This is a genomic window from Bacillus sp. bc15 (assembly GCF_900142585.1).
GTDB classification, from domain to species: domain Bacteria; phylum Bacillota; class Bacilli; order Bacillales; family Bacillaceae_G; genus Bacillus_A; species Bacillus_A cereus.
The window spans coordinates 62,056-75,924 of record NZ_FRBJ01000003.1 but is presented as its reverse complement, the minus strand read 5'-3'; the positions used below and the strand labels follow the sequence as shown (position 1 = coordinate 75,924).

The window sequence follows — 13,869 nt, the reverse complement described above, 5'->3', positions numbered from 1 at the left end:
TTAAGAAATTGACTATGTCGTTAAATTCTTTTGAAGGGCAACAACAAGTAGTATTTCTATTTTCATCAGAAAAATAAAAAGATCTAAACATTATTGTATCATAATGTTCTTATATTTGGGATAAGGTGGTTGATAGATATATATAATACGTTTGGATTGCATGAAAAAAGTCTTCTCTTGGAGAAAGAGAAGACTCTATATAAGTTTATAGGAACATCATACCTGCAACTGCTGCGTTTAAGAAGTTCGCTAATGTACCAGCGATAACTGCTTTAATCCCTAATTGTGCAATTTGTTTACGGCGAGTAGGAGCTAAAGTTCCTGTTACACCTAATTGAATTGCGATAGAAGAGAAGTTTGCGAATCCACAGATTGCAAATGTTAAAATTAGATTTGTTTTGTCAGAGAACTCTACCATGTGTGGCCCTAAGTTTGCGTATGCAACGAATTCGTTGATTGCAAGTTTTTGACCGATAAAGCTTGCTGCTTGTACAGCTTCACCTGGAGAAACACCGATTAAGATTGCAAATGGTGATAATAAGTAACCGAAGATTAAATCAAGGCTAAGTTTAATATCGAACCAAGAACCAACCCATCCTAATAATCCATTTAATAAAGCGATTAATGCGATGAAAGCCATTAACATTGCTGCTACGTTAATAACAAGTTGCATACCTTCAGATGCACCGCGTGCAGCTGCATCGATAACGTTTGCATCTTCACGTTCTGTAGAAAGTTCAACGTTATTATCTACTTTTTCTGTCTCTGGCATGATTAGTTTTGCAATTAATAAGCTTGATGGAGCTGCCATAATTGCAGCTGCTAATAAGTGCTCTAACGGAATACCCATTGCTGCATAGCCGACAAGAACGGATCCAGCAACAGCTGTCATACCGCTTACCATAATAGTGAAGAATTCACTATTTGTTAAGCGTGCTAAGTAAGGTTTAATTAAAATTGGAGCTTCAGTTTGTCCTAAAAATACAGTCGTTACTGAGTTTAAGCTTTCTGCTTTAGAAGTGCCAAGAAGTTTACTTAATGCACCACCAACGACGCTAACAAATTTCTGCATAATACCGAAATGATATAAGATTGCTACTAATGAACTAATAAATACGATTGGAAGTAGTGCTTGAATAAAGAATACAAATCCCCAAGGTCCTTTTGCGTTGACTAAATCCCCAGCAACGAACTTAATTCCCTCGTAAGAAAAATTAATTAATCCTTGAACACCGTCAGCAGCGTGTTTTAAACCTGCTTTACCAGCATCCCATCGTAATACGATAAATGAAAATGACATTTGTAATGCTAGCGCGATTAAAATTGTGCGCCAATTAATAGCTTTGCGGTTGGAAGATAGTAAGAAAGCAATTGCTAATACCCCAATCACGCCGCCAATTCCCCATAAAAGATTCATGCAGTGTATGCTCCTTCCTCATAGTAAAAACAGTGTATAAACCAGTTGTCTATACGTTTACGAATATAACATCTTAAGTAACTTATCATAATGGACATCGGAGGTCAAACGTCTGATGAAAAGTTTAAATAAAAAGAAAATTCTTCAAAAAAACACATATAAAATAAATAGACATGAAATAGGTTATGTTTTTTATGAAAATATATACATTATGATAACGTTATGCATTGTTTTTGCAGAATAAAGTGTATGAAATGGAAGAATAGATACATTATTTTTGTAGAGGGAAAGCTAGGGGAAAGGGAGTAATGTGTTGAAATCGTACAAAAAAGCCTTCTAGTAAACTAGAAGGCTTTGAAACTATTAATTAAGGTGCTTTCGTGTATCCTAAGAAGTGGCTCTTCCAATAAGAGTTACTTAATGAAGCGATTGCTACACCTTTATCTCCAGCTTGGATAAATGATCCGCCCCCAAGGTAAATACCCATATGAGAAGGACCAGATTTATAAGTGTTTTGGAAATAAATTAAGTCACCTGGTTGTGGACTTGAAGTTTGTGGTAGGCTACTCCAATATCCCGCAACACTTTGACGGCTAATGTTATGACCAAATTTCTTAAATACGTGGTAGATGTAGCCACTGCAGTCTACGCCGTTAGCAGAAGTTCCGCCCCAAACGTATGGTACACCTTGCATTGATTTTGCATATGCAAGTACGGAAGAACTGTCGCCACTATTATTGCCTGTATTATTATTGTTGTTATTGTTTTGATTGTTATTTTGGTTATTGTTAGGCTTATTATCTACTGCGCCTCCAACTGGTGTTTTAGATAGGTAACGTGTTCCGATATAACCATTTTGACCGTTGTAGTTAATTTTGCTCCATCCAGAGTTTTCAGAGATTACTTGAACCTTCTGACCTTGTGGAAGTGCGCCTATGATTCTATAATTTGTACCTTCGCCGCTACGTACATTTAGTGCAGAAGCATTAATGTAATAGTCGCCAATTGCACCTTGGTTAGGTTTTTCAGGTTGTTTTGGTTGCTCAGGAGTAGTAGTGCCACCTTTAACGAATTTTACAAATTCGCTACTAACAAAGCCTGTTTTTCCTTGGTAATTTACTTTAAACCAACCGTTTTCAGATCCAACTACGTTTAATGTTGTACCGTTTAAAACGCCACCAATTACACTATGGTAAGCGGCAGGGCCTGTACGAACACGTAAAGATGTAGCGTTAACTACGTAAGAACCACCAGTTTGAATAGTTCCATTATTATTGTTTTGCTCTTGTTTGTTGCCTTCTGTAACGTTTTCGTTAGAACCGCCTTTTGTTACGTAGTCTTTGCTTATATAAGCAGTTTGTCCTGCGTAATTGATTTTGAACCAATCTTGAACTTCGCCGACAACTTGTACTACTTGTCCTTTTTTGACAGAACCTACAGTTGTGTGAGAAGTGCTAGGACCTGTACGAACGCGAAGGGAAGATACATTTACTGTATAGTTTCCGCTTGCTGGTTTTACTTCTTGGTTGTTATTATTCGTATTGTTGTTTGAAGAACCCCCATTAGAAGAAGCGCCAGATACGAATTCGCCACTTACATAACCTACTTGTCCATTATGGTTAATTTTCACCCAACCATTTTCTTGTCCAATTACGTTTAATGTTTGTCCTGCATATACACGTCCAGAAACAGAACTAGAAGTGTTAGGAGCTGTACGTACACGTAATACATCAGCAGTAACTTTATTGTTTCCACCTGTGCTTACATTGTTGTTTGCTGCTCCACTTTTTGATACAAATTCGCCACTAACAAAGCCTGTTTTTCCGTTAATGTTAATTTTGAACCAACCATTTTCTTCGCCAATCACGTTTAGTGATTGACCGCTATAAACGCGTGAGATGATGTCGTGAGAAGTGCTTGATCCTGCACGAACATGTAATACGCTCGCGTTTACCTTATAAGATGAGTCGTTTGATGCAGAAGCTTGGACAGTTGTAGCAGCTTTTTGTGTATTTTGTTCAGGTGCAGCTTGAACACTATCAAGTGTAGGTGCTGCTCCCCCTGCTACAGACACTGCCGCAAGACCGGCAAGGTACTTTTTCATAATTTGTCGATTCCTTTCTGTCTGTAATGTAGTGAAGAAATATTTACCAACTGTTAAAAATTCTAAAGAGCATGTCGATTACTGTCAAGACTTATATAGGAATCTGAATATGACAAAAAGATTACAAGAAAAAAATCAAGGCATAAAATTACACCTTGATTTCCATTTAAATGCATATATTGAATATGAAAGGACAGAAATTATTCGTGTTTAAGAAGATGCCATATTGGATTGTAACAAGATTTGATTAAAAGATTTTTGCAGTTTTTTGGTGATAGGTCCAACTTGCCCATCTTGAATCGCGGTTCCATCAAGGTGGGTCATTGGTAAAATTTCAATCGTTGTGCCTGTAAAAAAGCATTCATCTGCTTGATAAACGTCACGAACGCTGAAAAGTTCTTCCTGTACAGGAATGTGAAGAGTATTGGCTAAAGAAAGGACATATTGACGAATAATACCATTTAAAATAAGGTGATTGGCTGGATGTGTGTAAAGAGTTCCGTTTTTAATTAAGAAGAAGTTGGAATGGCTTCCTTCCGTTACAATACCATTCCTTACGAGAAGTGCCTCTTTACAGCCTTTCCGTTCAGCTTTCGTAGCAGCTAGTACGTTTGGTAATAAATTTAATGATTTAATGTCACAGCGTAGCCATCGTGTATCGGGTTCTGATATAGCGCGTATACCATATTCGATCCATAACGCTGGCCTTTCTTTTTTTGTAATATAGGCATAAATTGTCGGAGGGTTGTCATATGAAAATATATGTGTGCGAGCTTGTACACCGCGAGATACTTGCAAATAAATTGTGCCATCTTCGTGGAAATGGTTTCTTTCAATTAATTTGTAAAGTAAAGTGATGAGTTCAGCTTTTGAGAAAGGGAGCGATAATTCTATTTCTTCCATGGATCGATATAATCTCGTTATGTGCGGATCTAATAAGTGAAAGTTCCCTTTATATAGGCGAATAACCTCGTAGACACCATCTCCGAACTGCAAACCTCTTTCTTCAAGTTCTATGTACGTTTGTTGTTTTGTTGTATCAATAACTTCATCATTCCAAAGTACAAATTTTTCGTATGCCAATTTCCGTCCCATCCTTTCGTAAGTACGTAAGTAACGTGAAACTTTCATTCATGCGAGATAAGAATCACTATAGTAATTTTTATGTAAGTAATTCTCTACATATGCCCGTAAATGCCCGATTGGTGAGGGCTGATTAAAGTTTCACTTTACAGCATTTTGTATATACAAATTCGAAAATAAGAATGAGAATCCTGCTTTTAGATAAAAAAAAGCAACATTCTTATGGAATGCTGCACAAGGAGGGTAGCTATCTTTCATAGGGACATTGTCTCGTTGAATGCTTTGTGTATGGAAACAAAACATGTTGAAAGACAATTATAAGAAAGTAGAAACAAAAGATTTACACATTTCTTTAAGGGATCTTACGAAAGATGAGAGATAAGAAATATGTAGAACCTTGTTTGCATATTTTATTATAGAGATTCTTCATTAACACTATGTGAATATTTGGTAAAGGTTATGTAATTTTAAAGTTAATGAATATAAGTAGTTGTATGGAAGAAAATAAAAAAAGAGGCTGAGATTACTCAGCGCTCTTCTTTTCTTCTTTAATAGCTGTTTTTACTTCACCAGTTTTGATCTTATTACTTTCAGAGAAGCGAAGTAAGTCACCTTCAATGATTTTATCAGACATGTTCAATTCATTTTGGGCACGATCAATTAGTGGTTGAGATTCTTCTTTCGGTAATTGTACAACTTCGCCAGTAGCACGGTCGTAGAATGTACTGTTTGTGTACATGTATTTATCTGTAACGAAGCTACCGTCACGAAGAACAACAAATCCTTTATTATCAGGTGAGAATACATCATGACCGAATCGAACGTCATTTGTAGAATCTACACCAAGTAAGTTTAGAATAGTTGGTTTAATGTCAATTTCACCAGTTGGTTTCGAAATTGTTTTACCTTCTTTTTGACCTGGAACGTGAATAAACATCGGTGTTTTTTGTAAGTTCATATGGTCAAATGCAGTGATTTCTTCTTTTCCTAAGAACTGTGCCATTGCACGGTTATGGTTTTCAGAAATACCGTAGTGGTCACCGTAGAATACGATTACTGAGTTGTCGTAAATACCTTCTGCTTTTAGACGCTCAATAAAGTGTTTCATTGCTTCGTCTAAGTAACGAGCAGTTACCATGTAACGGTCAAATACTCCATCACCAGAATTATATTCGTCGATTAATTTTGTACTGTCATCGTAAGTGAATGGGTAATGATTTGTTAAAGTAAGGAAGCGAGTATAGAATGGTTGCTTCACTTCTTTCAACATATCAATAGATTGATCGAAGTATTCGATATCTTTTAATCCCCAGTTTAATTTTGTTTCCGGCGTAATCTTGTAATCAAGCTCGTTGTAGTAACGATCATAACCAAGTGCTGGATACATAATGTTACGGTTCCAGAATGTTGCGTTGTTTGCGTGGAATACCGACGTGTGATACCCTTGCTGACGTAAAATTTCTGGAGTTGCTGTATATTCATTGTTACCGTGTGTGAAGAATACAGCACCGCGGTCTAGTGGATATAACGAAGTATCTACTAGGAATTCAGCATCAGATGTTTTACCTTGACCAGTTTGATGGAAGAAGTTATCAAAGTAATAACTTTCTTTCGTAAATTGGTTTAAGAATGGTGTAACTTCTTGTCCGTTAACTGTTGCACCAATTAAGAATGTTTGTAATGACTCAAGAGAGACAACAATTACGTTTTTCCCTTTTGCAGTACCGAACATATTTGGATCTGGTTTACTTTGTGTTGTTTTTACGTAGTTTTCTGTTTCTTGTAATTTACTACCGTCAGCGAATGCTTTTTGTGAACTTGATTTTGCTTGTAAGCCAAGATCGTATACTTGGTGTACATATAATCCTAAGTTTTTAACAAGCATAACGCGGTCGAATGAACGTGTTAATAGTTCTGGGCGTTCAGCTTCTGCAAGTCCTAAGTTTGCGAAGAAAATAGCAACTGTTGATACGAAGTATAGAGAACGCATCGGGCGTGCTACACGCTCTGTAGGTGCAAAGTTCTTCATTTTCTTCAACAGAACGAAGAATATGATAATGTCTGCAAATGCAAGAATAATTTTGTAGTTAAATAATTCTTTCACACTAGAACCTAAACTTCCGAAGTTAGATGTTTGTCCGAGTACTGGTAAAGTAACGAAGTCATTGTAGAATCCGTAGAACATTACGTTACCAACAAGAACGATTGTTAAGATAAAATTAATTCCAAGTGCTATATAGTTACGTTTTTTCCCTTTTGCAAATAATGCAAGACCAACAAGCAGTAATGATGCTGCTAATGGGCTAAGGAATAAAATGAATTCTTGCATGAAAGATTCAAGTTTTAAATCAAAGCTTGTGCGTGTAATAATGTAAGTTTTCAGCCATAAGGCTAATGCTACGAATACAGTGAAACGCACATTTTGAAATTGTGATTTCAAGGTTTCTTTCATTCATTTCCACCCTTTCTCTATCAGGCTTGGTCGATTTTGGAGCGAAAAATGCTAAAATAAAAAATACATAGTTTTCTTGGCCATAATTAAAGGTTCTATATTCACCCATATACGACTATAACTATGCATACCCTTTTGGTTTCTTTTGTTGCTCATAAGCATAACGTCATTTCTGTATTATACAACAAAATTCATTTCTGAGAAACACTATAACATTTTACATTTTTTGTATAAGATTTGTCACTACCAGAGAAAACTTTAACATTCGTTTATATGTCCGTCAACTAGAAAATATAACAAAGATAGAGCAGAATGTTAAGTAGAAGTGAAAATTTTCTTTGTTGAGAAATAAGAAACGAAGATGGGTAAGGGTTATCTAGAAATCTATTATATGAAGGAAATTGTGTAAAAATTAACGAACACTTGTTCTTTTTTAGTTTGTTTGTTACAATGAAAGTTCATTGATAGGTTTTGTGTAATTTCTATGAACTTTTACTGATAACATATTGTAGCTTATTTCTTTTTAAAAATAGGGAGGCTTTTACATGAAACAAAAATTTTCAGTTGAAGCGTTTTGGGAGAAAGTAAAACATGTTGCAAAGCAAGCAGGGCAGTCGGTCATTTATACAAGTTTATTACTGTTTTACGTTTTGCAAAGACCCGATGTTCCAAAACGAGTGAAAATTATTGTAATTGGAGCACTTGCTTATTTTATTGCACCGATTGATGCGATTCCAGATTTCATTGCTGGAATTGGCTATACGGATGATTTAGGGGCGTTAACGGCCGCACTAATACAGGTGTCGTTATACGTCAATGAAGATGTGAAAGATAAGGCACGAGTGAAGTTGGCAGAATGGTTTGGTTCGGATATAGACACAACATTTATCGATCAGAAATTAGGTCAATAGGTGAAACCTGTCATAAGGTGACAGGACGAACGTAAGCGAGGAAGTGCATTATGCCATCAGGAAGAACGCATACGAAAATAAACTTAATATCCCTTCCGGTTGTTTTGTTTTTGCTTTTTTCGTATGGATTAACAAATTTTGATTTTTTATTAACTTTTGCAATTGGTTTTTTAGTAGGTACTTCATTTTTAACACCGGATTTAGATACGTACAGTAATGCTTATAACAAATGGGGTTTCTTACGTATATTTTGGTATCCTTATAAAAAAGTAATGCCGCATCGATCTTTCTTTACGCATACGATTATACTTGGTGATGTGATTCGTATTGCGTACATGTTAATCGTCTTTTCTCCATTTTTATTCCTATTAAATGTAATCGCACTGGATGGTAATTTAATAGAAATTGCGAAGAAACATGAGGTTGAAATTGTAACGTTCTTAATGGGAATTGTTGTGGCAAGTACGCTCCACATTATAGCGGATAAAGTGAATACGCGCCGAAAGAAAATGATGAGAAAAAAGAAGAAACGCAGAAGATAAAGTGAACGGAAAAGGACCCTTGCAATTTGCAAGGGTCCTTTTTTAAACAAACGTTTGTTTCAAATTAAGCTTTCAGTACTTTAATTCCTTTTACAATGTTCCAGATGAAGTAGTATAAGCTGATGATTCCGCAAATAGCTAAGACAATCATTGATCCAATTCCAAGTGTTACATCTGGTTGATCAGATCCAAGACCCATAATTCCTAAAATAGTTAAGCCAATGAATGTAGCGATACTTGGAATGATGTGTGTCCATAGAGCACGTTTTGCATGTGGTTTTGTTTCAGCGTCTCCTACAATCCAAACGATAATAGGGAATAAGATAGGGGCAAATAGTACACTAAAGTATGATAACGCAGCTAATATTTTATTTCCGTTCATATATATCACCTCATGAATAATTTCTGTTGTTATACTATTATTATGCAATAATTTTGGCAAACTTCCTATCGATGAACATTACAAGAACGTGACGATTTTGTAAGATTTCCTGTTAAATAATAAAATTTTCAAAAAAATCTTTTTTAATAGAAATTGTTATGGTACAGTATAAATGAAAGTTTTTGAAAACGTTTTCTTAAACGTTTTTTTATTTTTAGACTTAAAGGTATGATGACCTGATAGTCTATTGATAAGGTTGTATTTATTTAAAAGGGGATTCTTTAGGGGGAGAGGACAATGAACACATGGACACAAGTTTATGATCCGTTCGGTAATATTTGGATTTCAGCAGCAGTAGCACTTATTCCGATTATCTTTTTTTTCTTAGCTTTAGCGATTTTTCGCATGAAGGGGTATGTGGCAGGATTTATTACAGTTGTACTTACAGTTTTAGTAGCGTTATTCGCTTATAAAATGCCGTTCATGATGGCAATGGCAGCAACCGGGTACGGTTTTTTGTACGGGTTATGGCCAATTGCTTGGATTATTATTATGTCGGTATTTTTATATAAAATTTCTGTAAAAACAGGCCAATTCGATGTGATTCGTGCATCGGTATTATCGATTACGAATGATCATCGTCTACTCGTTATTTTAATTGGATTTTCATTTGGAGCATTTTTAGAAGGAGCGGCAGGATTTGGAGCGCCAGTAGCGATTACAGCAGCGCTTCTTGCGGGTCTTGGGTTAAATCCTTTATACGCAGCAGGTCTTTGTTTGATTGCAAATACTGCACCAGTGGCGTTCGGAGCGATGGGAATTCCGATTACAGTTGCTGGACAAGTAACAGGTATTGATCCACATAAAATTGGACAAATGGCTGGACATCAATTACCATTCCTATCATTATTTGTTCCATTCTTTATCGTATTTTTAATGGATGGATTTAAAGGGATAAGACAAACGTGGCCTGCGTTACTTGTAGCGGGTAGTTCATTTGCGATTACGCAGTTCATTACAGCGACATTTTTAGGGCCGGAACTTCCGGATATTACATCGGCACTTGTAAGTTTAATTAGTTTAGCGCTGTTCTTAAAAGTTTGGCAGCCGAAAGAAATCTATCAATCCGGGCAAGCAAATAGTGAAGTAGCAGCAACAACGACAGCAGCATCGATGCCGAAATTAACGTTTGGAAAAGTAGTAAAAGCATGGTCTCCATTTATCGTATTAACGGTTATGGTAGTCATTTGGAGCCAAAGTTTCTTTAAGGCATTATTCGCTCCAGGAGGGGCTTTAGCAAGTCTTGTATTTAAGTTTGAAATTCCAGGTCTGCATAATCTAGTAATGAAAGCAGAACCAATTGTAAATAAACCAACGCCTTACGAGGCAATTCTGAAGTTTGATGTATTATCAGCAACCGGAACGGCGATTTTAATTGCTTGTATCATTTCCATGTTTATTTTGAAAATGAATGTAAAAGATGCAGTAGTGACATTTAAAGAAACGTTAAGTGAATTAAAAATGCCAATTCTATCTATCGGATTCGTACTAGGGTTTGCATTTATCGCAAACTATTCTGGTCTATCTTCTACGTTAGCGTTAGCATTAGCCGGAACTGGCGGACTATTCCCGTTCTTCTCACCTTTCTTAGGCTGGATTGGCGTATTCTTAACAGGGTCTGATACGTCTGCGAATGCACTGTTCTCGAATTTACAAGCCATTACAGCGCAGCAAGTCGGCGTATCTGAAGTGCTTCTCGTTGCAGCAAATACAACAGGCGGTGTAACAGGTAAAATGATTTCCCCGCAGTCGATTGCGATTGCTTGTGCAGCAGTTGGTCTTGCTGGAAAAGAATCGGATTTGTTCCGTTTTACAGTGAAGCATAGTTTGTTCTTCGTAATAATTGTAGGGATTATGACTTATGTTCAGGCTTATTATTTAACGTGGATGATTCCATAAACAACAAAAGAAATAAATTTTGAATTTTCCAGATTATAGTGTATGATGGGAAAGTATTGAAAATTAAATCAGTGATAAACTAGGGGTGCCTAACGTATGCGTAGGCTGAGAGAGAAGCGCGTGAACTTCTTAACCCTTTGGACCTAATCTGGCTCGTACCAGCGTAGGGAAGTTAACGGCTTTACATAATGATGTCTTTATGAGCCAGGTCCTTATTTTTTTATGGACCTGGCTCTTTTTATGGAAGATGCGCAAATTGGGAATACCGACAGTAGTGGATAGGGTTGTTCAACAAGCAATCAGTCAAGTGCTTGGTTCAATATTTGAAAAACAATTTAGCGAATCTAGTTACGGCTTTAGACAAGGGCTCTTTTATGTTTGTATTTCGGAACTTCATCATATTTCTCTAAATAATAAGCACGGTAAGTAGCTTCACGAAGTTGTACAGAGTTGGCAGCTTCAACCATGTAATAACGAAGATACTGGTTTCCCGTTCGTGTCATGGGTGTTCGTTCCGATTCAAAGTTTCCAGATTGCGATTTTTTCCAGTAAAGACCGGTGTATTTGGCCAATTGTGCTTCGTTCTCAAAGCGTTCAATTTGTCCAACTTCCGCAATGATTCCCGCGGCGTATACGACTCCAATGCCTGGAACACTTGTTAAATATCTCGCTTCTGGAATGGCTTCGAAAAAAGCAGTAATGCTTTTTTCTATTTCTTTGATTTGTTTTTTCAATGTTTGAATCAATCGTGCATAAGTGGCTAATACAACGTCCACAGAGTCTTGAACGACCTTACCTAGTCGGTAGGATTCACGTATGGCTTTCTTGATGGTTTTCGCTAAATCTTCCGGGTCGCTAAAGCGTCCTTTCCCCTTTTTCTGAAGAAGAGTAGCGAGTGCTTCTAGATCCATTTCTGCGATTTCATCCAACGAAAGGGAATCTGAGAGTATTTCCATCATCGTCGCACCAAAAACAGAGGTATTTAACTCTTTCGATAACGTATTACATTTGTAGTAAAGGTTCTCCAGAAAGTGTTGCTTACATTCTGTTTGCTGGTGAACGAGTTGATATCTAGATCGTGTTAAACGTTGAAGGGCAACGTATTTTTCCTCCTTGATAAGAAATTTATTATACCGTCCGATTCGTAAAAAATCGGCAATACGGAAAGCATCTATTTTATCGGTCTTATCTTCTTCAAAGAGTTTTTTATACCGATGGATGGCTTTTGGATTTTATACGACCACTTCCACGTCTAAAGCCCTCAAATCCTTATCTTCCGTTAGGAACATGGAAGGATGGAAACTATAGACGGAAGTAGATTCCATGCCAATGACAATTTTTTTATAGTTGTACAACTGGTGAAAATGGAGAACATCCTCCTTAATGGCGTTGGCACCATTCACATCGTTTGAAAGACAAATTTCTTTCAAAACAGTGTCATGACTGTCAAGAAAACATACATCAGGTTTTTCAGAGCTTACATCAATAGCTACGAATAATCTCAAAGAAAGGATCTCCTTTCTTTGAATAGTATTTGGAATGAGCTTGGATACTGTGGGATCTCCCTAGAGTCAAAAACATAGCCACAACCTCGCGTATGAGTATTCAATGATTGCCTTCATCTAAGCTGCCCCTCCCACCACTATGAGAGGTAAGTGAAGGAAACCGATACAGCTTGTGCGTATGCAGTGCATTTTGGTCTGGGTCACAGTCTTTTAACGTGGTCGAACTACAGGAGGAGTAAGCATATTCCCGATGGATCCATTTTCATACTTCCATTATCTGGGGAAATCCCCCAGTATCCAAGACTAAATTTTACCCATACATCATTTTTTTGATGTAGCTCTTGAAGATAAAAACTATTTAATTTTCAAGGAACAGTTATTAACTTAAAACTTATTATACGAGGAGGGTGTATCATGAAAAAAATATGCTTTGTATTAATTGTCGACGCTGGTATAAATTATGGTTCAATATTTTCTCTACCATTTTTAAGGAATCAGGATGATTTGAAGGAATATTTTTCTAAGTATTATGATGTTTCAATTAATTATATTAGGGATAAAAATTCAGTTGACTATTTGGTAGTTCCCAAACCGTGTCCAGCTTTTGATAATGAAAATAATCTTCCAATAATTGAAGTACCAGCAATCTTATTTATGGAAAAGAATTTTGAAAAAATAAAGACTTATATAGACAATTATTTTTCTAATAACTCATAAAGAAAATAAAAGTACAGTAAAAAGAAGTCCGATAAAAAACGAGTGGCGTAGAATATTTCTATTAATCATTCGTTTTTTATTATATTTACATATATTTTTTAAAAGAGGATTATAGACGTTCTGAAAAAAATTAATTATAACAAGAACAGTGTTCGTGCTACTATCTACGGTTATTTTTTGTACTAAGTACCCCTTTAACTAACAAGACAACAAAAAAATTAACATATTAAGTAAAAATGTCACAATAAATGTAAGAGATTTTTCTTTGAGTTTTAGCTCTGAATAATAAAGGTAGTTAAATCACTAAATGGAGGAGCAGGTCAATTTTGTTCCTTGTATAGTAAATTGTTACCTATCTCTATTGCAGGTTGTATGGCAGGTAACAGTAGCAGTTGTAGCCAAATGCAGCAGAGACAAAGGCTCTTTGTCAAACGGGACTGATGAATGTATTTGGCAAGTAAAAAATGGTTCTTTCCGGAGTTAGTTGAAAAGTCTCATTCTCTCCAAAAGTAGAATCTTTGTCCGCAATGTGGAGAATTTGCATCGACCATACATGATTCTTTTAATAAGCTTTAACTTGTTTATGCTCCCTTCGGCAAGACCATTATTATTCTCATAAGTTACCGCATTTCTGACAGCTTCAATATCCCGGGCTAATCCATTCGTAAAGCTCTTAAACTCTTGTATATTAGTATTCTTCATTTTCTCAATACAATGGTCGAAATTCTCAACACTCTTTGTGGTGAAGATGTTTTTAAACTCCTATGTTAAGTCATAAACTATTTTTACAATAGGGT

10 protein-coding genes, 2 pseudogenes and 1 riboswitch are annotated in these 13,869 nt (G+C 36.2%); of the genes and pseudogenes, 5 read left to right on the top strand and 7 right to left on the bottom strand.

Annotated features, from left to right (window positions below):
- Window positions 1-205: 205 nt before the first annotated feature.
- The 4 genes from BUA87_RS14160 to BUA87_RS14140 all read right to left on the bottom strand — a co-directional run bounded on the left by BUA87_RS14160 (window position 206) and on the right by BUA87_RS14140 (window position 7,056).
- Window positions 206-1,417, bottom strand: a complete 1,212-nt coding sequence (locus BUA87_RS14160; protein WP_071714004.1) for a NupC/NupG family nucleoside CNT transporter — start codon at window positions 1,415-1,417, stop codon at window positions 206-208.
- A 367-nt stretch (window positions 1,418-1,784) separates the two neighbouring features.
- The gene (locus BUA87_RS14155) at window positions 1,785-3,521 is read right to left on the bottom strand and encodes a C40 family peptidase (RefSeq protein ID WP_071714005.1); all 1,737 of its coding nucleotides are present in this window, start codon (window positions 3,519-3,521) and stop codon (window positions 1,785-1,787) included.
- Between the two features lie 210 nt (window positions 3,522-3,731).
- Window positions 3,732-4,616, bottom strand: a complete 885-nt coding sequence (locus tag BUA87_RS14145) for a D-amino-acid transaminase (RefSeq protein WP_074593743.1) — start codon at window positions 4,614-4,616, stop codon at window positions 3,732-3,734.
- Between the two features lie 511 nt (window positions 4,617-5,127).
- Window positions 5,128-7,056 (bottom strand): LTA synthase family protein, encoded by a 1,929-nt coding sequence (locus BUA87_RS14140; protein ID WP_000665343.1) that lies wholly within the window; start codon window positions 7,054-7,056, stop codon window positions 5,128-5,130.
- Between the two features lie 545 nt (window positions 7,057-7,601).
- Here BUA87_RS14140 and BUA87_RS14135 point away from each other — a divergent pair.
- Entirely contained in the window at window positions 7,602-7,967 is a 366-nt protein-coding gene (locus BUA87_RS14135) for a YkvA family protein (protein ID WP_072940029.1), read from the top strand.
- A 50-nt stretch (window positions 7,968-8,017) separates the two neighbouring features.
- Window positions 8,018-8,509 (top strand): metal-binding protein, encoded by a 492-nt coding sequence (locus BUA87_RS14130; protein ID WP_001139059.1) that lies wholly within the window; start codon window positions 8,018-8,020, stop codon window positions 8,507-8,509.
- 64 nt (window positions 8,510-8,573) lie between these two features.
- Here BUA87_RS14130 and BUA87_RS14125 read toward each other — a convergent pair whose 3' ends face one another.
- Window positions 8,574-8,891: a magnetosome magnetite crystal formation protein family gene (locus tag BUA87_RS14125; RefSeq protein ID WP_001014092.1), complete on the bottom strand. Its 318-nt coding sequence runs from the start codon at window positions 8,889-8,891 to the stop codon at window positions 8,574-8,576.
- 297 nt (window positions 8,892-9,188) lie between these two features.
- Here BUA87_RS14125 and lldP point away from each other — a divergent pair, with 297 nt between their 5' ends.
- On the top strand, window positions 9,189-10,850 hold the full coding sequence (lldP, locus tag BUA87_RS14120; protein ID WP_001099307.1) for an L-lactate permease: 1,662 nt from the start codon (window positions 9,189-9,191) through the stop codon (window positions 10,848-10,850).
- Window positions 10,851-10,921: 71 nt separating this feature from the next.
- A riboswitch (TPP riboswitch) is annotated at window positions 10,922-11,037 on the top strand.
- 57 nt (window positions 11,038-11,094) lie between these two features.
- Window positions 11,095-11,211: pseudogene (locus BUA87_RS31845) on the top strand (Retron-type RNA-directed DNA polymerase); the annotation flags it as partial.
- On the opposite strand, the pseudogene BUA87_RS14110 reads toward BUA87_RS31845, so the two are convergent.
- A pseudogene (locus tag BUA87_RS14110) lies at window positions 11,210-12,355 on the bottom strand (IS110 family transposase); the annotation flags it as partial. The pseudogenes BUA87_RS31845 and BUA87_RS14110 sit on opposite strands and share 2 nt — an antisense overlap.
- Before the next feature lie 414 nt (window positions 12,356-12,769).
- On the opposite strand from BUA87_RS14110, the gene BUA87_RS14105 reads away from it, so the two are divergent.
- Window positions 12,770-13,072, top strand: coding sequence for a hypothetical protein (locus BUA87_RS14105; protein ID WP_000717611.1), 303 nt, complete (start codon window positions 12,770-12,772; stop codon window positions 13,070-13,072).
- Window positions 13,073-13,552: 480 nt separating this feature from the next.
- Here the strand turns inward: BUA87_RS14105 and BUA87_RS14100 are convergent, their stop codons facing one another.
- A complete protein-coding gene (locus BUA87_RS14100; protein WP_024927962.1) occupies window positions 13,553-13,822 on the bottom strand; it encodes an ISL3 family transposase in 270 nt (89 codons plus the stop codon).
- Window positions 13,823-13,869 lie beyond the last annotated feature (47 nt).

Coding starts and splice junctions, on each gene's coding strand:
- BUA87_RS14145 (WP_074593743.1), bottom strand. CDS start 4,616: ATGGGACGGAAATTGGCATACGAAAAATTTGTACTTTGGAATGATGAA.
- BUA87_RS14105 (WP_000717611.1), top strand. CDS start 12,770: ATGAAAAAAATATGCTTTGTATTAATTGTCGACGCTGGTATAAATTAT.
- BUA87_RS14135 (WP_072940029.1), top strand. CDS start 7,602: ATGAAACAAAAATTTTCAGTTGAAGCGTTTTGGGAGAAAGTAAAACAT.
- BUA87_RS14155 (WP_071714005.1), bottom strand. CDS start 3,521: ATGAAAAAGTACCTTGCCGGTCTTGCGGCAGTGTCTGTAGCAGGGGGA.
- BUA87_RS14125 (WP_001014092.1), bottom strand. CDS start 8,891: ATGAACGGAAATAAAATATTAGCTGCGTTATCATACTTTAGTGTACTA.
- BUA87_RS14140 (WP_000665343.1), bottom strand. CDS start 7,056: ATGAAAGAAACCTTGAAATCACAATTTCAAAATGTGCGTTTCACTGTA.
- lldP (WP_001099307.1), top strand. CDS start 9,189: ATGAACACATGGACACAAGTTTATGATCCGTTCGGTAATATTTGGATT.
- BUA87_RS14130 (WP_001139059.1), top strand. CDS start 8,018: ATGCCATCAGGAAGAACGCATACGAAAATAAACTTAATATCCCTTCCG.
- BUA87_RS14160 (WP_071714004.1), bottom strand. CDS start 1,417: ATGAATCTTTTATGGGGAATTGGCGGCGTGATTGGGGTATTAGCAATT.